General features: G+C 37.6%; 20 protein-coding genes. 8 read left to right on the forward strand and 12 right to left on the reverse strand.

The features are described 5' to 3' along the window. Window positions 1-12: 12 nt before the first annotated feature. The 7 genes from GM418_RS11865 to GM418_RS11895 are packed head-to-tail and all read right to left on the reverse strand — an operon-like array spanning window position 13 to window position 6,204. Window positions 13-1,122 carry a hybrid sensor histidine kinase/response regulator gene (locus GM418_RS11865; RefSeq protein WP_158866316.1) on the reverse strand — a complete coding sequence of 370 codons (1,110 nt, stop codon included), beginning with the start codon at window positions 1,120-1,122 and terminating at the stop codon, window positions 13-15. Then, window positions 1,115-3,313, reverse strand: a complete 2,199-nt coding sequence (locus GM418_RS11870; protein WP_158866318.1) for an ATP-binding protein — start codon at window positions 3,311-3,313, stop codon at window positions 1,115-1,117. The genes GM418_RS11865 and GM418_RS11870 overlap by 8 nt, the downstream gene beginning before the upstream one ends. Beyond that, entirely contained in the window at window positions 3,273-4,334 is a 1,062-nt protein-coding gene (locus GM418_RS11875; RefSeq protein ID WP_158866322.1) for an ATP-binding protein, read from the reverse strand. Before GM418_RS11875 ends, GM418_RS11870 begins: the two co-directional genes overlap by 41 nt. Next, the gene (locus GM418_RS11880) at window positions 4,325-4,750 is read right to left on the reverse strand and encodes an anti-sigma regulatory factor (RefSeq protein ID WP_158866326.1); all 426 of its coding nucleotides are present in this window, start codon (window positions 4,748-4,750) and stop codon (window positions 4,325-4,327) included. The genes GM418_RS11875 and GM418_RS11880 overlap by 10 nt, the downstream gene beginning before the upstream one ends. Before the next feature lie 15 nt (window positions 4,751-4,765). Further along, window positions 4,766-5,152: an STAS domain-containing protein gene (locus tag GM418_RS11885; RefSeq protein ID WP_158866329.1), complete on the reverse strand. Its 387-nt coding sequence runs from the start codon at window positions 5,150-5,152 to the stop codon at window positions 4,766-4,768. Next, window positions 5,149-5,838, reverse strand: coding sequence for an STAS domain-containing protein (locus tag GM418_RS11890; protein ID WP_158866332.1), 690 nt, complete (start codon window positions 5,836-5,838; stop codon window positions 5,149-5,151). The genes GM418_RS11885 and GM418_RS11890 overlap by 4 nt, the downstream gene beginning before the upstream one ends. Window positions 5,839-5,841: 3 nt before the next feature. Further along, window positions 5,842-6,204, reverse strand: a complete 363-nt coding sequence (locus GM418_RS11895) for a DUF7793 family protein (protein WP_158866335.1) — start codon at window positions 6,202-6,204, stop codon at window positions 5,842-5,844. A 288-nt stretch (window positions 6,205-6,492) separates the two neighbouring features. Between GM418_RS11895 and GM418_RS11900 the strand changes: the two genes are divergently transcribed. The 5 genes from GM418_RS11900 to GM418_RS11920 all read left to right on the forward strand — a co-directional run bounded on the left by GM418_RS11900 (window position 6,493) and on the right by GM418_RS11920 (window position 10,608). Then, window positions 6,493-7,311 (forward strand): 3'(2'),5'-bisphosphate nucleotidase CysQ family protein, encoded by an 819-nt coding sequence (locus tag GM418_RS11900; RefSeq protein WP_158866338.1) that lies wholly within the window; start codon window positions 6,493-6,495, stop codon window positions 7,309-7,311. A gap of 72 nt (window positions 7,312-7,383) precedes the next feature. After that, window positions 7,384-7,665: a hypothetical protein gene (locus tag GM418_RS11905; RefSeq protein WP_158866341.1), complete on the forward strand. Its 282-nt coding sequence runs from the start codon at window positions 7,384-7,386 to the stop codon at window positions 7,663-7,665. Window positions 7,666-7,787: 122 nt separating this feature from the next. Then, window positions 7,788-8,270, forward strand: a complete 483-nt coding sequence (locus GM418_RS11910) for an SPOR domain-containing protein (RefSeq protein ID WP_158866344.1) — start codon at window positions 7,788-7,790, stop codon at window positions 8,268-8,270. A 236-nt stretch (window positions 8,271-8,506) separates the two neighbouring features. Further along, window positions 8,507-8,944, forward strand: coding sequence for a deoxycytidylate deaminase (locus tag GM418_RS11915; RefSeq protein WP_158866347.1), 438 nt, complete (start codon window positions 8,507-8,509; stop codon window positions 8,942-8,944). Window positions 8,945-8,949: 5 nt separating this feature from the next. Beyond that, window positions 8,950-10,608: a S41 family peptidase gene (locus tag GM418_RS11920; protein WP_158866350.1), complete on the forward strand. Its 1,659-nt coding sequence runs from the start codon at window positions 8,950-8,952 to the stop codon at window positions 10,606-10,608. On the opposite strand, the gene GM418_RS11925 is transcribed toward GM418_RS11920, so the two are convergent. From GM418_RS11925 to GM418_RS11945, 5 genes are all read right to left on the reverse strand, one after another. Next, the gene (locus GM418_RS11925; RefSeq protein ID WP_158866353.1) at window positions 10,580-11,227 is read right to left on the reverse strand and encodes a class I SAM-dependent DNA methyltransferase; all 648 of its coding nucleotides are present in this window, start codon (window positions 11,225-11,227) and stop codon (window positions 10,580-10,582) included. The two genes, GM418_RS11920 and GM418_RS11925, sit on opposite strands and share 29 nt — an antisense overlap. Window positions 11,228-11,234: 7 nt before the next feature. After that, window positions 11,235-12,032, reverse strand: coding sequence for a sialate O-acetylesterase (locus GM418_RS11930; RefSeq protein ID WP_158866355.1), 798 nt, complete (start codon window positions 12,030-12,032; stop codon window positions 11,235-11,237). A 39-nt stretch (window positions 12,033-12,071) separates the two neighbouring features. Beyond that, window positions 12,072-13,064, reverse strand: coding sequence for a quinolinate synthase NadA (gene nadA, locus GM418_RS11935; RefSeq protein WP_158866358.1), 993 nt, complete (start codon window positions 13,062-13,064; stop codon window positions 12,072-12,074). 412 nt (window positions 13,065-13,476) lie between these two features. After that, window positions 13,477-14,973, reverse strand: a complete 1,497-nt coding sequence (locus GM418_RS11940; protein ID WP_158866361.1) for a BACON domain-containing protein — start codon at window positions 14,971-14,973, stop codon at window positions 13,477-13,479. 18 nt (window positions 14,974-14,991) lie between these two features. Next, window positions 14,992-18,354: a TonB-dependent receptor gene (locus GM418_RS11945; RefSeq protein ID WP_217447777.1), complete on the reverse strand. Its 3,363-nt coding sequence runs from the start codon at window positions 18,352-18,354 to the stop codon at window positions 14,992-14,994. 888 nt (window positions 18,355-19,242) lie between these two features. Between GM418_RS11945 and GM418_RS11950 the strand changes: the two genes are divergently transcribed. From GM418_RS11950 to GM418_RS11960, 3 genes are all read left to right on the forward strand, one after another. Beyond that, window positions 19,243-19,680, forward strand: coding sequence for a hypothetical protein (locus GM418_RS11950; protein WP_158866364.1), 438 nt, complete (start codon window positions 19,243-19,245; stop codon window positions 19,678-19,680). A gap of 62 nt (window positions 19,681-19,742) precedes the next feature. After that, a complete protein-coding gene (locus GM418_RS11955) occupies window positions 19,743-20,075 on the forward strand; it encodes a PadR family transcriptional regulator (RefSeq protein WP_158866367.1) in 333 nt (110 codons plus the stop codon). A 106-nt stretch (window positions 20,076-20,181) separates the two neighbouring features. Continuing rightward, window positions 20,182-21,756, forward strand: coding sequence for a PspC domain-containing protein (locus GM418_RS11960; protein ID WP_158866370.1), 1,575 nt, complete (start codon window positions 20,182-20,184; stop codon window positions 21,754-21,756). Window positions 21,757-21,784 lie beyond the last annotated feature (28 nt).

Here is a 21,784-nt window from a genome sequence, read left to right on the forward strand (position 1 = left end):
AAACGTTTTAATCTAACAGGTTTTAGGCAAAGTAAACCAAACGGTAGTGCCCTTATTTAATTTGCTGTCTATACCAATTTCTCCGCCATTGTGTTCTACAAATTCTTTGCAAAGTACAAGGCCAAGACCGTTTCCCTGCTCATTTTCGGTACCCAGTGTTGAGACTTTCATGTCGATTTTAAATAGATTTTCTATTTTATCGTTTTCGATGCCTATTCCGGAATCGGTTACCGCAACTTTTATAAAATTATCATCTTCAGAACAATTAATTTTAATATTCCCTTTTTTAGGTGTAAACTTTATGGCATTGGAAACCAGATTACGGATAACCAGTAAAACCATGTTTTTATCTGCAAAAGCTTCGTAATCCATATTTACATCTGAAGTCAGCTGAATTTCTTTATTTGATGCAATTTCCTGAAGAGATTGAATGATGTTGGAAGAAAGATCATGCACTTTAAGTTCTTCAGGATTATAATTGATACGACCGGTTTGTGAACGTGCCCACTCCAAAAGGTTTTCGAGCAAATTCAGTGTATTTTTTGATGTCTTTCCAATGTCGTCGAGTAATTCATTTAATTCATCCGGGGAAAGATATTCCCTGTTTTCCTGTATAAGTTGAACAAAACTGAGTATGATACCAAAGGAGCCCCTGAGGTCATGGGAGATTATTGAAAAGAATTTGTTTTTTGTGACGACTTCTTCCTGCAGGGTTTCTTTTGTTGTTTTTAATGCCAAATGTGTTTTTACCCTGGCTATAAGTTCACTCCCAATAAATGGTTTTGTAATATAGTCAACAGCGCCTAATTCAAAACCAGTAATTATGTCTTCCGATTCCGATTTGGCTGTAATAAAAATAATGGGAATATCTTTGGTCTCTTCATTTTTTTTGAGTCGGCGGCATACTTCGTGCCCATCCATAACCGGCATCATTACATCAAGTAAAATGAGGTCGGGTTTAATTTTTGATACTGTATCAAGAGCCTGTTGTCCGTTCATCGCAACAGCAAGTTCAAAATCAAGTTTGTTTAAAAGAGCACCGAGTACCTGTATGTTTCTCGGAACATCGTCGACGATCAGAATTACAGGTTGTTTACTTTTTTTCGCATTGGTTTTATTCATTTTGTACCCCTTTCTTATCGGTTAGTTTTTTTAGGTCAGATATGAAATTTTCATATTGGTTTATTGTGGAGGGTAGGTTTTCCATATCTAAATTTTGAATTTGCTCAATAATTTTATCACTCCATTCCACAAGCTGGCTAATTTTAAATGTTTCTGCAACCGCTTTAATTTCTTCTGCAAAAGAATTTATTTCATTTAGAATAAAGGTTGAGCGAATTGAGTTCCATTTGTTTTTTAATTTACCCTCCAGAACAGGAATGAGTTTGGGTATTTGTTGAATGTTTTCTTCACTCAGTTTTTGTTTTTGAATACCAAAGAAAGAATTTGCTGTTTCATTTGAGGCGGAAGTGTTGTATTTCAAATAATTTGAAAGTTCCCGAACGAGTTCTTTTTGCGATATTGGTTTTGGCAGAAAATGGTCGAATCCCGACTTCAAAATTCTGTCCTGTTCTTCTTTCATCGCCGAAGCTGTGAGTGCTATAATCGGAACCGATTTTAAATTGTCGTCGGATTTCAGAACTGAAGTTGCCTCAAAACCGTCCATTATTGGCATCTTAAGATCCATCAAAATCAAATTGGGTTTGTATTTTGTCGCAATATCAATTGCTTCTCTTCCATTTTCAGCACTGTAAATTTCTAACTCATATTTTTCGAGGAAACTTACAATAAGTTCTCTGTTATGCGCAATATCATCAACAACAAGAATCGTTGCAGGTTCAAAAATAAGGCTTGAAATGTTAGTTTCTTTATTTTTTTGTTCCGGTTCTACCATTGAACTTACCTCAAGATCATAAAGATAAACTTTGAATTTACTACCTTTTTCCTCCTGACTCTCCACCTTGATGTCTCCTCCCATCATATGTATCAGACGGGATGTTATCGTTAGACCCAGCCCGGTTCCGCCATATTTGTTCAGATTTTGATTTTTTTGCTGTTCAAAGGCTTCAAAGATTTTTGTTATCTGATTTTCCGGAATTCCCAGCCCCGAGTCTTCAACCTGAAACAGCAAATCAATGGTTTGTTTATCTGTTTTACAGACAGCTTTTTCAACAGAAAGTTTTACAAAACCTTTATCTGTGAATTTAACGGCATTTCCAACCAGATTTAACAGAATCTGTCGGAGTCTGATATCGTCAAGAAAAATAACTTTTGGAATAGACGGATCGATTTCGATAAAAAGGTCTATTTTTTTTTGTTTTGTTTTATGATCAAAAATTTGGCCTACTTCATTAATCACTGAAAAAAGATTAACCGGTTCGTATTGCAAATTCATTTTGCCGGCCTCAATTTTTGAAAGATCAAGAATGTCATTGATGATATTCAGTAAAGCTTTTCCGCTTGAAGAAATGGATGACAGATATTTTAGGAAGTTTTTCTCTTTTATTTTATTTTCGAGAATCTCAGTAAATCCGAGAATTGCATTCATTGGTGTTCTGATTTCATGGCTCATATTTGCCAGGAATTCACTTTTGGCTTTGTTGGCCATTTCCGCCTCTTGTTTGGCTTTCTCAATGGCAATTGCACGGTCTTCCAGTTCGCGGTTTAAAGCAACTACTCCTTTGTTGGTTTCTTCCAGTTCTTTGTTTATTGTTTCAATTTCTTCGTTTCGCTCCTGTAGTTTTTTTAACAGAAATTGTAATTCCTGGTTTTGGGCGTTGATTGTGTCAACCATGCTATCCTCACCCCGGGCAATAAATTCTTTAAACGCTTGCTGTATGGAGGAAATTCGTTTGGCAGACATTTTTTTTGAATACTGCGGCAACCATTTCGCAACAGTGATGGTGGTCCCCTTTCCGGGTACTGATTCAACGTGAAAATCATCCATTAATCGTTGAGACCCCGTTAACCCGACGCCCATTCCGTGCTTGGACACAAAATTCCCGGATTTTATTTTATCAAGCTCTTCTATTCCGTTTCCTTCATCTTTGAAAATAAGGATCAAGCCGGAACTATCATTTTCTTTGGTACCAATCATTAACTTTACCTCGCCCTGATTGGCATGTTCAATAATATTTCTGCTTAATTCCGATACTGTTGTTCCAATTCTTATACATGTAGTTTTGTCAAAGCAGAGTTCTTTTGCCAGTTGTGAGCCTATGTTTCTGGCAATAACCACATCCGATTCGGTTAATATATTTAGCCTCCCGACTTCAAATATTGTAACGGAGGATAAGAACGGTTGCATCATCATTTTGCCTTGAAAAATTTCTTAATATATATTCAGCTGTTTGTTGGGGATGATCTTTCCAGTTTAAATCGCTTGGATTCCAGCGCGATGTAATCCCATCGGTCGTTAAGCAAAGAATATCACCCGGATTAAAGTCAAATTCAAAAATCCGGGGAGTTCGCATATTATGTCCGACAATTCCTCCAAAAGAAATCAGGTTCTTTTTACCCGATGAGGTACTCAAAAATCCTTCGATATTTCCGATTCCTGTATATCGTAGTCTATTTTTTTGAGTGTCGGCGAATACCAGCCCAATAACGGCTCCTCTTGTTCCCCGTATGCCATTGTGGACATGCTGAATAAGAGCGTCGAGAGGAAGTTCCGGGCGAAGCATTAGCTGTTCCTTCGCCATTTGTGAAGCGATGTTCGCTTCTTTACCGTGTCCTAAGCCATCAATCACGGCAACAACGCTTTCTGTCTGGTTTAAGTGGTTTACCACATAAGAATCACCGTTCAGTTTTTCTCCGGGTTTTGCGCGGGATGCTGCACCTGTTGTTATGTTTTTGTTTGTCCCGATCCAATGTTTCGTTGGAACCCATTTTAGTGAACGGATACAATGTTTATAATTTTTCAGGTCAGATAATCCACTGTCGTATAGCTGTTGAACCGATTTTGGATTTATATCCAGTTCGTCGGAGAATCTTCGAATGGTTCCCAAACCCAGACCCAGTGAATCTTGTTGTGTGTATCCATCGGTAACCGATTGATTAAAATCTGCTATTCCGTTACCCATGTCGCAACACCAAATTTCAATTGCTTTTTGTCTTTTTTCGTTTTCGATCTGACAAACCAGGATCTTTCCTTTTCTACCCCCGTGTTTCAAGACATTTGTCACGAGTTCAGTAACCATAATGGCTACCTCTCCGGTTTTTATATCATCAAACCCTATTTTTTTAGCTAGCCCGACAGCTTTACGCCGGCATACACCAACATCCGATTCATTGTCGATTTGAAGATATAAAATATGATCACGGTTTATTTCCATTTCATTATTCTCACGGTTGTTCCTTTTTGCGGTTTGGAATAGATTTCAAATTTATCCACCAACCGTTTTGCTCCGGGCAGGCCGTATCCCATCCCCATCCCGGAAGTGTAGCCATCGCTCATGGCCAGTTCAACATCTTCAATTCCCGGGCCTTTGTCTATGCAGGTAATAATTAGCGCATTATGTTCTTCAACTTGGCCACTTTCTATAACAACATCGCCGCCGTTGGCATAATTGTACATATTTCTTAACAATTCCGAAATTGCTGTTGTTATTCGGGTTTGTTCAACTATGCCCATCCTGAAGTCTTTGGCGTGTTGGCGAACTATTGAACGCACCTTTACAATGTCGTGTTCGTCAACAATCGGGTAAATCCCCAGTTTATTCCAGTTATTGTCTGAAATGATTTCCTGCATTCGAGTCGAATTAATTTAGCTTTCTTTCTCCCTGAGTTTTTTTTCAAGCATCTCCATTCCTTTTTCCATGTCAAGAGCGGTATCTACACCGGGCATCTCCAATCCTAATTCCACAAGGGTAATGGCTACAGCAGGCTGCATCCCTACTATTACAACTGCTGCATCCATAATGGCTGCCATCGAAGCCATCCCTGAAAGCATGCGTCCAATAAAGGAATCGACCATTTCGAGAACTGAAATATCAATCAAAACACCTTTGGCCCCGGTTCTTTCAATTTCGTGAAGAATTTGTGATTGTAGTTGAACAGCTAATTTGTCGTGCATGTCAACCTGAATAGATACAATCAAAAAATCACGAATTTTGATTATAGGAATTTTTTTATCGTGGATATCTAAATTCATTTATCGTCTTCTTCCTGTTCTTTATGTTCCAAATGTATTTTTCCTTCAAAAAGCTGATTATTCTTTTTCATGGCAAATAACATCGCATCCTGCAATGTTGCCTTTGTTTTAATCGATGAAAGATCAATTCCAAGATGAACAATAGTCTGAGCAATTGCAGGGCTGATTCCTGAAATAATACAATCTGCACCAAGCAAGCGAGCCGCTGTTACCGTCTTTAACAAATGGTTTGCAACCTGGGTATCGACAGTCGGGACTCCGGTGATATCAAGTATGGCAATTGTACAGCCTGTTTCAACAATCTTTTGCAAGAGGTTTTCCATCATAATTTGGGTGCGCTGGCTGTCGAGTGTACCTATAACAGGAAGGATTAAAACATTGTCCCATACCTTTGTAACCGGACTTGAAAGCTCCAAAAGATCTTCCTGTTGCTGAATAATGGTTTTTTGCTGCTCCTGAATTTTATTTAACTTATCTTCAAGTTCTTCTTTCATTTTTTTACTCTGTTTGAGCTCATAAGTTAAGTCCTCGATTAAAATGTTAATCGCTTCTTCAATGCCTGTCAAATCATCTTCAATGTCAGTTTGAAGCCTTTTATCCAAATCGCCGGCTGCAACCGAAGATAAAACGTCTTCAATATGCTCGATTCTTTCTTTAGCGTTTTTAAAATCTAAGTTGTTTTCCATTTTCTATCTTTTACTTTTTAACCACTGAATTCCATTTTCCTTGCTTTTGAAAAAATCACCTTGTGTTTTTACGGCGCCGGTTTTTAACATCACCTTGGCAATCATTCGGTTGGCAGCGCTACCCCCTACAAACGCAACGTCTTGTATATTTGCGGTTACAAATGCCTGACTCGTTTTTTCCCGGGTTTCCCGATTTTCAACTTTAGCTGTTTTGCTGATGAAAATCATCATTTGCCGGTAAGGTTTTCCTTCCAGGAGTTCAATACTTCTATTTATTACAGGGTCAACGTCTTCAAGTAAATAATCTCTTGTGAATTCCAGACACAGAATATCATTGTCTGTATCATACCACATTTTATGATCCATGATTTTTATTTTTATTAAAATTCGACTATAAAGGTTTGATTTTAATGACGGCGTAAAAATAGATAAATTCAGATAAAAAAATAATTATTTCAAACTAAGTTTTGCGTGTTTTTCAAGTAGTTAAATATCTTTTGTATAAAAAGCCTTGTTTTTCATAATATATAGTTTGTTTCAAGGGAATTCGCAGAATAATATTTGTGAAGAAACAATTAAATCGCTTCTAATTGTAAGCTTATGTTTTACTTTTTAACGGGCATCTGGTAATTTTACAATAACCCGTTTGTTTTTATGGAAGAGAAAAATTTTACATCTGTTTTTAACATACTTGCTTCTGCAGGCGATACAATTCTGAAGGTGTATAGAAGTGACAATTATAAAACCTCGTTAAAAACCGATAGAACACCTGTAACCCGCGCAGATAAGGCGTCGAGCAAAATAATAAACGAACAGTTAAGTAAGGTTTTTCCGGAAATACCAATTCTGGATGAAGAAACCACTATTCCAGACTATTCTGTTCGTAAAGATTGGAAAGAATTTTTTTTAGTCGATCCACTGGATGGCACAAAGGAGTTCATTAAACAAAATGGTGAATTTTGTATAAACCTGGCATTAATTGAAGGTGATAGCCCCCGGATGGGATGGATCTATCATCCTTTATCTAAACGTGGTTGGTATTGTAAAAGAGGAGAGGGGATTTTTGAATTTGATAAAAAAGGTATTGTCAGGAAAATAGAAAAACCCGGAAGATGTCCGGAAAAATTAAGGATTATTACAAGTCGTTCTTTTTTTAAACCACAGGAAAAAGAGCTAATCGATAAAATAAAAAAGGAATATAAAATTGAAATTATACACAGGGGAAGTTCAATCAAACAAATTGCTATTATCCTTGGAGAGGCTGATATGTATTTAAAAGCCGGACCATGCTCGGAATGGGATACAGCCCCGGGGCAATTGCTGGTGGAAGAATTCGGGGGAAGTGTTGTTCGGCTTGACAACCTTGAGCGAATGAAATACAATAAACCGGTAATGAAAAATCCATACTTTGTTATGCAGAACGAATATTTAACAGAGACCAGGTTTCTTGATTTTTTGAAAAAGCATCTTTAAAATCGGCTGCTATTCTGTGCATTTCGTCATAAATTTGTTCTAAATTGAAAATTTAACTTAAATCGATACGCGATGAAAAAAATAATTTTTCTTCTTGTTATTCTGTTAAGCTCAGTTTTGTTTATGACAAGTTGCGCAACTCACTCTGTTGCCGACATTGTTGATCCTCCCGGTTTTTTTAAAGGGCTACTACACGGATTTATTCTTTTGTTCAGTTTTTTAGCCAGTTTGTTTACCGATTACGAGATTTATGCCTTTCCCAATGCAGGAGGCTGGTATAATTTTGGCTTTGTTTTAGGAGTAATGTTCTTTTTTGGTGGAGGTGGAGCCGGTTCCCGGAAACGTAAACGTTAAGTCAATTTTTAGTTATTTGCAAACAATAGTATGTTCAAAACTTGCGTTCATTTGTAAAAACGTACGGTAACTATTTATGTATCTTGGTGCGTTTGTTATGAAAAAAGAAAATTTTTTTAAAAATGAAGCGAATAATTACAATTTCAATCGTACTGGTGATAGGTTTGGCGGCATGTAAAACTACAAAACAGGCTGCACAGTCACCTTATACAACCGATCCTACAACTCAGCCAAAAGTGTTTTCGGTGCCAACAAGCAGTACCGAAACAGTTACCAAAAAGGAAGAATCCAAAGCGGTAGAAGAAAAACCCGTTTCGATGCGTAAGGAACAGGTTTCATTTACGCAGCAAGCTGACAGGGTGAGCAACGAAGCCAACTCGTTTTTTGTAATCATTGGCTCTTTCAGCCAATTGGAGAATGCTAAAAATTATCGTGAAACACTTTTAAGTGAAGGTTTTACTCCAATTATTCTTCACAGTGAAACCGGCTACTACCGGGTTTGTGTAAACTCTTACAAAAATGAACAGGAAGCACGTACCCGGGTTTCACAGGTAAGGCAGGCATTTCCGAAATATTCTGATATATGGCTGTTGATTAAAGAATAGAACGATAACGAATTAAAGTTGATCTATGGATTACTGAGAGCCGTTTCTTTTGGAAACGGTTTTTTTGTTTCAAAAAATGAAAACAATTTCAAAATTTGGTTGTGTAAATGTTAAAGAATTAAAATTTAGACCTTTGCTTTAGGGTTTCCTTTTTAAAATGAGCAAATTGTACAAAATCAATGTTACTTTTGTAATCCCGCAGATAAATTGGATACCCATTTTATAACAATTAAAGAATGGCAAAAGATAGAAAACAACAACTGTTAGATCAGCGGTATTTGAAAATGGCTGAGATTTGGGCGCAAAATTCTTATTGCAAAAGAAGACAGGTTGGAGCACTTATCGTGAAAGGAAAGATGATTATTTCTGATGGCTACAACGGAACCCCCTCAGGTTTTGAGAATATTTGCGAAGATGAAAACAATAAAACCAAACCTTACGTTTTACATGCGGAAGCTAACGCAATAACAAAAGTTGCTAAATCAAACAACAGCAGTGACGGGGCGACGCTTTATGTTACTTCATCACCATGCCTGGAATGTTCTAAATTGATTATACAGGCAGGAATTAAAAGGGTTGTTTTTACCGAAAACTATCGACTGGAAGACGGTATCAATCTGTTGCGAAGAGCAAATGTAGAAGTAGAACAAGTAGAATCAGATTCAGAAGATTAAAGAAAATGAAAAGAAAGATAACACTATTTATACCCTTATTGGTAGGTGTTTCAATAGCTATTGGAATTTTAATTGGCAATATGCTAAAAAATAATAGCCATCCGACGCTTGCCGGGATGAATTTTAGCCGCCCCAATAAAATTACAACCATACTCGATTTGATTGATCAGGGTTATGTTGACAGTGTAAATACAAGTAGTATTGTAGAAGAAACGATACCTGAGATTTTGAAAAACCTTGATCCGCATACAACCTATATTCCGGCGAGAAATATGCAGGAAGTGCAGGAAGAAATGCAGGGGAATTTTTCAGGAATTGGCGTACAATTTTCTATTCAGGAAGATACCGTGCGTGTAATAGAAGTCATTTCAGGTGGGCCGTCAAGTAAGGTTGGAATTTTGCCTGGAGATCGGATTGTTCGGGTGAACGATTCAACTATTGCAGGAAATGATGTTGCCAACCAAACGGTACTTAATTTATTACGTGGAGAGAAAAATTCGAAAGTTGATGTTGGTATTATTCGAAAAGGCTACAATGAGGAGTTGGATTTTGAAATTATCAGGGGAGATATTCCGATTTTTAGTATAGATGTTTCGTATATGATTGATGAGCAAACAGGTTTTATGAAAATAAGCCGTTTTGCTGAAACTACCTACGACGAATATATGGGAGGAATGGAAAAACTTTCGGATGAGGGAGCAAAAAAAGTTATCATTGATTTGAGGCAAAATACAGGCGGTTCATTGGTTAGTGTACTTCGAATGGTTGATGAGTTACTTCAGAAAGGAGAACCTATTCTTTATACTGAAGGGGATCATCAACCGCGAAAAACCTACAATGCATCGGCAAAAGCTACCTGGAAAGACATGAAGATTTATGTGCTGATCGATGAATTTTCCGCATCAGCCAGTGAGATATTTGCCGGAGCGATGCAGGATAATGATCGTGGAATTGTGATTGGGCGGCGTTCGTTTGGTAAGGGACTGGTACAGGAGCAAATTCCGTTGATGGACGGATCAGCTCTCCGTTTAACGGTTGCCCGGTTTTATACTCCAAGCGGGCGTTGTATCCAAAGTCCTTACGACGACGGCAATGAAGAATATTACAATAATATTTACAAACGTTTTCACAGCATGGAGCAGCTGGTTGCCGACAGTGTACATTTTGCCGATTCATTAAAATATACTACAAAAAGCGGAAGAATTGTTTACGGTGGTGGCGGAATTATGCCCGATTTTTTTGTTCCGGCTGATACGGCAGGAAACTCTGATTATTTTAATAAAATTTACAGGAAAGGTCTTATTTATACCTATGCATATCGTTACGCCGATCAGAACAGGAAAACATTAACTCAGTTTACAGATGCAGATGAATTTGATACCTATCTTGATGACCATAATGTTTTGAATGATTTTGTTGGTTATGCTACGGAACAGGGAGTAAAACGCGACTCCGACGGGCTTGAGGAGTCTGGTTTTATTATAAAAACACAATTGAAAGCATACATCGCCCGCAATATTATTGGTGAGGAAGGCTTTTATCCGATTATAAAACAAATCGATAAAACACTGTTAAGAGCAATCGAGATATCGCAACAAAATTTGTTAGTTGAAAATCTTGTCGATAATCCCGATTCTATTCCAGCTGAGACAGAATTGCAGTAAAATAGAAGTCTTTCCGGAGTTCCTTGTTTTGAAAGGCCAGAAAGGTTGATTGTTTAATCTCGGTAAATCCGTTATTTTGCAAAAGTTCAGAGATATAACCGGTGTTATATTTGAAGGTGAAAACGCCGGTTGGAGTTTTGTTTTCCCAGGTTTCGGGAGCAATTTTATCGTAGCCGGAAGTATCGTTTGCATTTTCAAAAGTGAAAGCAAAATAGCCTCTGTATTTTAGAACCCGCGAGATTTCAGAAAATATATCATTTAAAGGAGAAATCAGATGGAACACTCCATTGGAAATTACAAGGTCGAAAAATTTGTCTGAAAATGGTAACGATTCGGTTTCAAGGTTAATTTGAGTCAGCCTCTCCGCAATGTTTTTGCTTTTGCATTTTGTCAGCATCTTCTTCGAGCCGTCAACTCCTGTAATCGAGTGGCCTGCCCGGTAAAACGGTGCCGAACTTTCTCCTGTCCCAATCCCGACATCAAGAATTGTAGATTTGGGTTGGAGTCTTTCTTCAATCATTTTGAAAAGAATTTGCGGGCTGGTCCAATTGTTTTTCGCAATTGAATTATCGTACTCATCTGCAAATTCATTAGCCAGTTTTATGTTGCTTTCAGGCACTTTGAGGTTATTTTTTCTGTAACTGAGTCATTTTTTCGGCATATCTTTTTCCGAAAGTGCGGTAAGATTTTGAGTCGAAATGCGTGTTGTCTCCTCTGTGATGCAATCCTCGCGAAGAAACAAACGCAGCGTTATTATCTTTTTTCATTAGCGCTTTGGTTTCTTTTACCACGGTTTTTGCCGGAGAGATGCCTTCTTTCGCAAATTTTTTTGAATTCTCTTTTATTTTGAACCGCCCCAATTCTCCTGCTAAAAAGGGGATTGTTTCATCTCCGGCAAGTTTTCTTACTTCAGATATAAGGACTTCAAGCTTTTCGCTGTACGTTTTACACTTTTCCGGATTTGAGTCGGATTCTCCCTGGTGCCATAAAATGCCTTTAAGTTTCCCTTTTTGAAGGGCAATTTTAAGTCGTTTTTCCATATCATCCCATGGATAGGAGTTGGTTTGGTCGTGGAAACCACCGGGAGTCCAGGCTTCGATTGATGAACCCCCAACTGCGCAGGGTATAAGCCCGATAATTTTTTCCGGATTGGTTTTGGCCATTTCAATACCAAACGTTCGCCCTAATCCAACGCCGGCTACCGATTTATCAAAGTGAATTGGGTCTTGCGCGGGAACCCATTTGTTGTTTTTATTCAAGGTAAAAACACGTTCAGGAATAATGGTGTCCCGGGCTTCAACAGTTCCACGCCCTGCCATGTTCGACTGGCCGATAAGCAAATATAAATCAAATGGTTTTTCCTGGGATTTCCCGGAAATATTCAGAAAAAATAGAGTAAAAAGAAGAAGGCTTTTGATTTTCATTTAGCTGATTTTTGAGAAATGAAAATACAAAATTTCTGGCTACTTTGAAATTTCGAGCATTCTTTGAATGGGAATCCGGGCTTTTTCAATGATTTCGTTTGAAAGCGTTACCTCTGGTTGCTCGTGTTTTAAACAGATGTACAACTTCTGTAAGTTGTTTAATTTCATATAAGAGCAGTCGTTGCAGGCGCAGGTTGAATCAGCAGATGGAGCCGGGATAAATATTTTATCGGGGCAGGCTTTTGTCATTTGATGTAAGATGCCGCTTTCAGTTGCAACAACAAATTTTTTCTTGTCACTTTTCTGAACATATTTTAGTAGCGAAGTTGTTGAGCCAATGTGATTTGCAAGAATAAGAACCGGCTTCTCACATTCAGGGTGAGCAATAAATTCAGCATCCGGATGTTCATTCATTAATTCAATTATTTTTTCTACAGAATATTGCTCATGTACCATACAGGCACCGTCCCAAAGCACCATTTCACGACCTGTGATGCTGTTAATGTAATTGCCAAGGTTTTTATCCGGAGCAAATATCAGTTTCTGGTCTTTAGGAAAACTTTCAACAATTTGTTTTGCATTTGCCGATGTACAAACAATGTCTGACATGGTTTTTAATGCAGCTGTAGCATTAATATAGGTTACAACTTTGTGCTCGGGATATTTGGCTTTGAATTCGGCAAATTTATCAGCTGGTGCAGATTCAGCCAAAGAACAACTTGCTTTTAAATCGGGAAGAATTACTTTTTTGGAAGGATTGATGATTTTTGCTGTTTCGGCCATAAAATGAACTCCAACAAAAACAATCATTTCTGCTTCGGTTTGTGCTGCTGCCTGTGCCAGGCCCAAGCTGTCGCCAACATAGTCCGCAATATCCTGTAGTTCACCCTCCACATAAAAATGGCTGAGGATAACAGCATTCTTTTCTTTTTTTAGCTGGTTAATTTCATCCACCAGTTTCACTTTTGGATTAATCGTTTCTTCGATAAATCCTTTCTCTTCCAACATCTGATCAATCACTAATTGTTCCATTTTATTCTCCCTGAATTTCCCCATCAAATTGGCGGCAAAAATAAGAATTCCTGTAATAAAAAACAGCGATTCGTTTTAATTGTTTGGAAATGAAGCATAAAAAAAGCTACATATAGCGGCTTTTTTTATATATTTTGTAGTACCTTATTATTCCACAAAAGTAAATTTCAGATCTGATTTTGTGCACCGGAAGGTGAGAGTTAGAGCTCCGTTGGTTGCATCGGCACATATTCAGAATTTAGCTATTTGTTCATAAGGTCATCAGCTGTTGCTCTGCTGATTTTATGGATGTTGCAGTTAGTGATTTTGTGTAACACACTAGTTCATTTTAAGAGCTAAAAAAAGCATGACAAAATTGATTGTCACGCTTTTTTATTTACTCCATTAAATTACAATGGAAGAATATTACATTTTATTCTGCACTTACGTGGCTGAAATAAATACCATATCCAAGCTGATCTTGTCCGTCATAGCTAGTCCTTATACCAATTACCGTTAGTGTATCACCAACTCCAATGCCTTTGGCAGCTAACAAACCTTTTCTGTCATCGCCAGTTGCACCCCAACCCGGGTAGCAGCCATATACATAAACTTCACTGTCGCCATCATTCAAATATAGATTACCATACGGTTCATAATCAATAAGTGAAATTGCGCCGGTTATCATATAGTAAGTATCGGAATCCTCTGGTTTAGCCAGAAACTCAGCGATAGTAACAGGAGTAACAGGAATAACATCTTCCAAAACAGCATTTCCAACCTGCGGACTCTCATGATATGCTGAACGTTCTCCAACAATTGTAATGATGTCACCCACTTTTAAATCTTTGTCCTGGAAATCTTCAATACCATACACAAAAGTTTCACCAGAGAAATCTCGTATATCTAAATTGCCGTATGTAGTGTTGCTAATATCGGTAATAACACCTGATAAACGATATTTTGTACCGCCAACTTCAGCAGCAAGGAATTCTTCAATAGTTGCATCAATAATAGCTCCTGCCTGGCTCAGCGTTGTTTGTGCTGTATAGTTTTTAGTTCCATCAGTAGTGCTGAATGTTAGAGTGGTTTCACGATCTCCTTCAGTATTAGCTTCAGCTTTGAATGTCACAACAGAATTGGTTCCTACTGTTTGGACAGATGAAATGGATAGCCACGACTTGGCATCATCAGGAATTTCTACTGATAGACCTTCTCCTTTACAGGTAACGTATGCAACAAATTCACCGCCATCGAGAGGAAGTGTTGCGTTTTGTACCGAATCAACTTTTACAAGTGATTTATTGATATTGACAACAGTTACATTTACCAACTCTACAACCCCATTGTAAACCGTTTTGGGTCCTTGAACAGTAATTTCATCACCTACCTCAAGCCCCCAACTTAAAAAGTTTCTCTCATTACCACCTTCATCAAGAGTACCATAAATATAAATAGAACCTGTTTCATCCTCTAAATACCAGTTGCCGTAGGTTGTATTGGTTATTGCTGTAACAACTCCGGTTACCTGGTAAGTTTTACTTTCAGGTCCGTCAATAACCTCCTGGCATGTGGCAGATGCAATTGTTGCCAAACCCTGGACGACATTAATTCTCTGAGTTGCGTCTCCACATTGAATTGAAAGCTCTGCCGTGCGACCATCTAAGGCAGATTCTGCCGAAAATGTAAGCGTCGATTCTCCGGCACTGCCAGAGGTTGAAGAGATAGTCAGCCATTCAATATCGCTTTCTACTGTCCAGCTATCGATAGCTGTTACAGTAATGGATGTAGAACCACCATCTACAGGGATAGACACGTAAGATGACGATACCTGAATTTCTTTAAGCAATGTCACTGTTTCTTCATCGTCACAACTTGTCATCAAGGCAAGTATTGCGATAAATATCGGGAATAAATATTTTAATCTCATTTTGTCTATACTTTTAAATTAGTTGAAAATATATTTGATACCAATAGAAGCATACCAGGTTTGACCCAATGAGTAACTTGGCGTGAATGTTTTAGTATTACCGTGGATTGAAGCAGGTGTAGAAAATGTAGCCACACCGTCAGCATCAACACCTTCGTACTTGAGGATACGAGCTTCTGAACCAATTTCCGGATTCAAATATTTAGCCACACCCCAATCAGAATTGAAGAGGTTCATCACGTTTTTGATATCAAGGCTAAGTTGCAGTTTGTGTTCGTTATTACCTGCTTTGAGAGAAAAATCATGTTTGTAGTTGAAGTCGACGCGATGTACCCATGGAGAGTAAACGCTGTAGGCTTCTGCATATTTGCCTTGTTGATCTTTCAAATAATCATTGCCATGCACATAATCCATAAAACGAGTTTGATCGTCTGCTGAAACAAAGCGGAATTCGTTGTTTGTCACTTCTTCGTCAGTTGGAACATAGATTGCGTCGTAGTTGTATCCGTCACTATTAATATCGTTAACCGTCATATATGAGTAGTTGGCTCCACCGCGCCATCCTTCGTAGATAATACCATAGTGGTTCCCGCTCTTGTCATGGGCAGTAAGCGATACCACAAGACGATCGGGTGTGGTGTATTGAGAATTGTGCAGTTTAATGTTGTTAGGACCTTCAACTGTTGGAACGTATGTAAATGCAGATTCCGGATTAGATCCTGGCATGCCGGTTACATCTTTAGCAACTGTGTGTGTATAGGCAGCCATCATGCTGAGCCATTCTGTTGGTTGAGCATTTAAAGTGATATTGGCTGACCAACCATAACCACGGCTTGTATTGTCTAACACGAATGCCTTTGTGCCGGTACGATAACCAGCTGGATAAATCGGACGATTGTCAACACCGTTAAAACGAGCAAAACCACCTACTGATGGAATACTCCAATCGGAAATAGAAACACCGTTTATCGTTTTGTTGAAGATTCCTTCTACTGTTGCAGAGAACGGGAAAGATGTTGGGAATGCATAGTCAACAGCAAATGACGTTTTCCATACTTGTGGCATTTTAAAATCTGAAGATATACCAGCAATTGAAGAAGGAAGTGTTCCATCTTCAGGGGAAATCGTTGTAGGATAACCTAAACTTGCCAATTTATCATATAGTGCTGCAATGTTAGCATTTCCGTTGGCATCCGTTACAAGACCACCGGAAAATTGTGACATATCAATATACTTTTTATCATTATTTTCAATATAAGGACCAGTGTAACCATCAATGACTTCAGTATTAGCATTAAGATGTGCCTGGTATTGAACCATACCACCATTGCTTGGCATGTTTGTGAAGAATACAAGTGGTAAGTTACCAGAGAATAGACCGGTACCACCACGAACTTTCAAACTCTTGTCGCCAGACGCATCCCATACGAAACCTACACGAGGAGAGAATATGATATTGGCAGAAGGCCATTCACCGGTATCAATGCTGCGACCAGAATAATCAAGTTCCTTGATAGCTTGATTCGTAATCAAATCATTATTGTTAAAGATAAGTCCATCAATGCGAAGACCGTACGAAAGTTTGAATCTTTCGTTAACACTCCAATCGTCCTGAACATAAACTCCAATTTTGTTACTTCTTACACGAGCTGCTGGGTTGTTCTCTCCATCATAACCATAAGTTAAGTTTACAATTTCAGGTGTTTCTTCGTTTAAGAAGTCATCAAGACTTCTATAGCGATAGTAACCGGTACCGTTACGCATATAAGAGTTATCAGCCATCTTATACTCATAAGCAATACCGCCAACAACTTTATGATTACCTAAATAATAAGTTATCTCATCTTTAATGTTCCATACATTGTTGTGAACACCGTTATTCCAGGTAAACAACTCGTAACCTAAAGAAAGGTATGCCTGATCATCCTTTAAAATATCGATAAAAGGAAATTCAGAAGAATTTGTTCCACGAACATCGTCAAGTTTTGAGAATGTTGCCAGTAATTGGTTAGAGATGTTTTCTGATAAACGACTATTTAAGTCAAAAGAGAACGAATGAACAAGGTTGTCCATTGAATACATCGAGTTGGCATATGACATTGAAGCCTGTGACATTCTTGCCTCAGACATACGAGTACCTCCGTCCATAGAAGATGAATTAGGAGGTCTCCATGAAGTGTTTTTAGTGTAGTTATAACGTAATGCTAAACGATGTTTGTCTGTGATATTCCAATCAATACGAGCAAGCAGTTTGGTGTTGCTTTCATCTGCAGGGAAATTGGTGTAAGACCCTGTTTCGTATCCATATTTATTTTTTACAAAATCAGAAACAGTCTGAAGGTCGTCTTCCGTTGTGCGGGAGATATAATTGTCTGGATCAGCAACACCATCGGTTGAAGCTCTCCAACGATTGGCAACTGTTGGTGTTTTTGCCTTTTCAGCGTTTACAAAGAAAAACAATTTGTTTTCGATAATCGGACCACCTGCAGTGAAACCGTATGTTGTATTACGGTCTTTCTCGCGTGCTCCTGTTATTTCCTGCCCATAAACAGCATTTCCGCGCATGTTTTCATTTTTGTGATAAGTATATGCACTGGCTTTAAAGGTATTTGTACCGGATTTTGTAATAGCGTTTACACCACCACCAATAAAGTTAGTTTGACGCACATCGTATGGAGCAATTACAACTTGCAATTCTTCAATAGCTTCAATCGAGATTGGGTTACCTCCGCCAGGAAGAGCATCACTTAAACCGAAGTTATTGTTAAAATTCGCCCCATCTACTGTAAAGTTAGCCGTACGACCATCTGTGCCAGCAAAGCTCATACCATCACCTCCATAAGGAGAAAGGCGGGTAATGTCCATAATGCTACGGTTTACTGTAGGCAAATTATCTATCTGGTCGTTTGTGATATTGGTCACTGCACCGGTTTTCTCATTAGAGAATTTTGTGCGGGCTGCCGTAACAAGAACTTCATCTAATGATAATGATTCTTCCGAGAGTACAACATTCATTACATAGTTTTCACCTAAACTCAACGTAATGTTGTTTTGTGTGTGTGCACCATATCCAATGAAAGTAACTTGTACAGTATAAGGTCCTCCTACACGCATACCGTTTAGGTTGAATCGGCCCTCCACGTTGGTTACAGTACCATAAGTTGTTCCTGAAGGGGTGTGTGTAGCAATCACCGTTGCACCTATTACAGCTCCTTCAGCATCAGTAACACGTCCACTCATACTGGATGTAGTTACCTGTGCTTGCATAATAGTAGCTGATGAAATAATGAGCACTACTATTAAAAAACTAATTTTTTTAATCATAGAAATTGGATTTGAATTAAAATAAATAAATAAATAAATGAATACTTTATTATACATCTAATATTTGCTTTTATGTAATAAATTGATGGGCGTTTTGTTTGGTTTGTAGTTTTTGGGAAAAGCTGTTTTACAAGCCGGTGCTTTGTTTATCAAGCTAAAATTACCCATTTTTCTTTTCTTAATCTTTGCCGATTAATAACCGCTTTTAAGTAAAATTGTTTAGGCAACTATTATTCCGCAAATGAAACTGTTTTATTTATAATAAATATTAATTAGAGGTTAATTTTTTATTTAAATTGTTTAATCCTGATCATAAACTTCGAATGCCTGCATAATATATTGAAAATCAATTTCTCCATTTCTTCTGACGCCCTAAAAAATGTAGTAACTTCTTAAAAAGAAGTGAGCTAAGTTCAGAATATTCAATATTACTGCCAAAATCTAAAAAAGAATTTTATTAAACATTTCATGGGACTTGTTAACAACATTTCAAGAAGATATTAACACATAGAATGTTTACCTGTAAATGTAAATTTGTACAGAAACTGAAATTTTTATTGAGTCTTTATTTTGCGATCAGGTAATTGAATAGTCATTAGTTTCTTTAATTTTTCTACTGAAAATGTATTTTTCAAAAAAAAAGTTAATTTTCATTTTTTGTTAATTAACTTAAAATCAGAGATTTAAATTCAATGAGTAAAATAATTTTGAAAAAATTAGTACTATGTGTTGCATAGTACCTGAAAAAATACATATATTTGTAATGCAAACAACAAGGTAACAAAGAGTAGTTTTTTTAAAATAGTTCTTTAAGTTTTGTAACCAATTGAAATTAACATCGTCTTACAAACGGAAAAGCCAACCGGATTAAAGGCCGGGAAATAATAACAAACAGAAAACAACAGAAAACAAAAACGAAGGGTTTTCCTTCAAAAAACAAAAGCCATGAAAACAAAAAGCAATGTTCAGAAAGCAATTTTAAGGTCAGGAGCGGTGATTATTAGTTTTGTTCTTATTAGTTTTACGGTAAGTGCTCAGGAATTTTGGAGAAAATTATTGACTCATAGTAGTTTTAACGAAATCGCTATTGCTATGATTGAAACAACTGATAACAAAGCAGATGTTCCTGTAAAAGCTGGGGAAAGATCAAATTTTCAGTTTTACGCTGTTCAGGAATTTGACAATGATCTCAACCTGGAATCATGGATGACAACAGATTTTTATTTTAATTTAGTGTTTTTTAAAAATGAAGCTGAAGTTGAAAGTGCTCTTGAGTTGGAGGATTGGATGATAAATGAGAATCTTTTTTCACCGGAGAAGGTTAATGATGAACCAATGGAACTGGAAGCATGGATGATCTCTCATGAAGTTTGGAATAGCTAAGATTTGTATGGCAAGGCTTTGGAGAGAGCGATTGGGATGGTAGAAAATATAAGCAGACAAAAATGAAAATTGAAAATGCAAAGGCACAAATGAGGAAAGGGGTACTGGAATATTGTATCCTTCTTGTCCTTGACGGAAAGCCTCTGTACGCCAGCGATATAATTCAGTCGTTAAAAGAAGCAAAGATGATAGTGGTGGAAGGTACACTGTATCCACTGCTTACCCGACTGAAAAACGCCGGATTATTGGCATATCGCTGGGAAGAATCAACACAGGGGCCTCCCCGAAAATACTATGAATTAACCGATAGTGGAAGACAATTTTTAGGAGAGTTGGAGGGCTCGTGGACTGAACTGGTTGACGCGGTTGGAAAAATTAAAAATAGCAGAGCTTAATATTTCCGTATTTGAAATTCAAAAATCATTTAAATGAAACAAGCCATTAGTAAAGTAGCAAAAAAGGCAAGTTCCATTACATTCGTTAAGACAAAAAACAACTGAAATGAAAAAGACATTTACAATAAATATAAGCGGTACTATTTTTCATATAGAGGAGGATGCCTATGAAGTGCTGCAAAAATACCTGATAAATCTAAAAACCCATTTTGGCAATACTGAAGAGGGGAAAGAGATTTTGTCGGATATTGAAGCGAGGATAGCAGAAATTTTTACGGAGAAATCAGAGAATGATAGAAATGTAGTTACGCTCGCCTGGGTGGAAGAGGTTGTTGAAACAATGGGAACACCTGAAGATTTCGCAGAAGAAGAAGGTGAAGAAGAACCTGTTTCAGAAGAAAGTAAGAGAAAAAGAAGACTATACCGGGATCCCGATCATCGTGTTTTGGGCGGAGTATGCGGTGGTCTTGGAGCTTATTTTAACATGGACTTTGTTGTTCTGAGAATCATTTTTGCAATCTTGTTTTTTGTCACTTTCCCGGCAGCAATGATAGCGTATGTCATTCTTTGGATTGCTGTTCCGAAAGCAATTACAACAGCTCAGCGTCTTGAAATGCGAGGACAGGAAGCAACTGTGAAAAATATTGAAAAATCAATTAAAGAAGAGGTAAAAGAGGTACAAGAAAGTTATAAAAAATTTAAGGAATCAGATAGTTATTCAAAAGGAAAAAAGTCGGTCGCAGGAGCAGGCGATGTTTTATTTAATGTGTTGAAAGTTATCCTGAAAATTTTTGTAGTAATTATCGGCGTGATACTGATTTTATCAGCTTTTTTTGGGATACTTGGACTTATTTCAAGTTTAATAATCGGACAATCGTTTGTTGAAGGCTGGCCACTGGTTTGGGGGCCTGAGATTCACATGCCTAATTTTCTTAACCATTTTGTTGAACCGGATACAGTAACTTTTGGAATGATAGCCATTGGATTTTTGATTGGAATCCCGATGCTGGCCATGCTTTATATTGGTACCAAGCTGGTGTTCAGGTATAAATCAAATAATGCAGCTATTGGACTAAGTATGATTGGTTTGTGGCTTGTTGCTTTGGTTTCGTTAATTGTTGTATCGGCAAGTCAGGTTGGAAACTATAAGAGCCGTTCGTCTATTTCAAACAGCGAGATACTTTCGTGTGACAGTTGTAGCACCCTTTATTTGCAACTGGATGAAGATAAATTTGACGATTACGTGGAAATGGATTGGGAGATTGATAATTTCAAAGTGGTTATAATGAATGGGGAGGAAGTGATGCTTGGTTTGCCAACATTCGATATTGAAAAAGCAGGAACAGATAATTTTTCACTTTTAATCAAAAAAACATCGCGCGGAAGGACCCGGGAAAATGCGCAGGAATCAACAGAACAAATCGTATATAACTTTGATTTGGAAGATTCGACTTTAACTTTTGACCCCTATTTTTTTATAAAAGAAGGAGGAAAATGGCGCGACCAGGAGGTGGATATTACTTTAAAAGTCCCCGAAGGCAAAACAGTTTATTTGGGTGACGAGATGGTAAGAATAATTCACGACATTGAAAATGTTTCCAACACCTGGGATGGCGATATGGTTGGCAAATACTGGGAAATGATGCCCGACGGACTTACCATGAGAGAATCATCAAATTAATAAACACCAAAATTATTTCTCCGGAATA

The organism is Maribellus comscasis, assembly GCF_009762775.1.
GTDB classification, from domain to species: Bacteria; Bacteroidota; Bacteroidia; order Bacteroidales; family Prolixibacteraceae; genus Draconibacterium; species Draconibacterium comscasis.

Coding starts and splice junctions, on each gene's coding strand:
- GM418_RS11865 (WP_158866316.1), bottom strand. CDS start 1,122: ATGAATAAAACCAATGCGAAAAAAAGTAAACAACCTGTAATTCTGATC.
- GM418_RS11870 (WP_158866318.1), bottom strand. CDS start 3,313: ATGATGATGCAACCGTTCTTATCCTCCGTTACAATATTTGAAGTCGGG.
- GM418_RS11875 (WP_158866322.1), bottom strand. CDS start 4,334: ATGGAAATAAACCGTGATCATATTTTATATCTTCAAATCGACAATGAA.
- GM418_RS11880 (WP_158866326.1), bottom strand. CDS start 4,750: ATGCAGGAAATCATTTCAGACAATAACTGGAATAAACTGGGGATTTAC.
- GM418_RS11885 (WP_158866329.1), bottom strand. CDS start 5,152: ATGAATTTAGATATCCACGATAAAAAAATTCCTATAATCAAAATTCGT.
- GM418_RS11890 (WP_158866332.1), bottom strand. CDS start 5,838: ATGGAAAACAACTTAGATTTTAAAAACGCTAAAGAAAGAATCGAGCAT.
- GM418_RS11895 (WP_158866335.1), bottom strand. CDS start 6,204: ATGGATCATAAAATGTGGTATGATACAGACAATGATATTCTGTGTCTG.
- GM418_RS11900 (WP_158866338.1), top strand. CDS start 6,493: ATGGAAGAGAAAAATTTTACATCTGTTTTTAACATACTTGCTTCTGCA.
- GM418_RS11905 (WP_158866341.1), top strand. CDS start 7,384: ATGAAAAAAATAATTTTTCTTCTTGTTATTCTGTTAAGCTCAGTTTTG.
- GM418_RS11910 (WP_158866344.1), top strand. CDS start 7,788: ATGAAGCGAATAATTACAATTTCAATCGTACTGGTGATAGGTTTGGCG.
- GM418_RS11915 (WP_158866347.1), top strand. CDS start 8,507: ATGGCAAAAGATAGAAAACAACAACTGTTAGATCAGCGGTATTTGAAA.
- GM418_RS11920 (WP_158866350.1), top strand. CDS start 8,950: ATGAAAAGAAAGATAACACTATTTATACCCTTATTGGTAGGTGTTTCA.
- GM418_RS11930 (WP_158866355.1), bottom strand. CDS start 12,032: ATGAAAATCAAAAGCCTTCTTCTTTTTACTCTATTTTTTCTGAATATT.
- nadA (WP_158866358.1), bottom strand. CDS start 13,064: ATGGAACAATTAGTGATTGATCAGATGTTGGAAGAGAAAGGATTTATC.
- GM418_RS11940 (WP_158866361.1), bottom strand. CDS start 14,973: ATGAGATTAAAATATTTATTCCCGATATTTATCGCAATACTTGCCTTG.
- GM418_RS11945 (WP_217447777.1), bottom strand. CDS start 18,354: ATGTATAATAAAGTATTCATTTATTTATTTATTTATTTTAATTCAAAT.
- GM418_RS11950 (WP_158866364.1), top strand. CDS start 19,243: ATGAAAACAAAAAGCAATGTTCAGAAAGCAATTTTAAGGTCAGGAGCG.
- GM418_RS11955 (WP_158866367.1), top strand. CDS start 19,743: ATGAAAATTGAAAATGCAAAGGCACAAATGAGGAAAGGGGTACTGGAA.
- GM418_RS11960 (WP_158866370.1), top strand. CDS start 20,182: ATGAAAAAGACATTTACAATAAATATAAGCGGTACTATTTTTCATATA.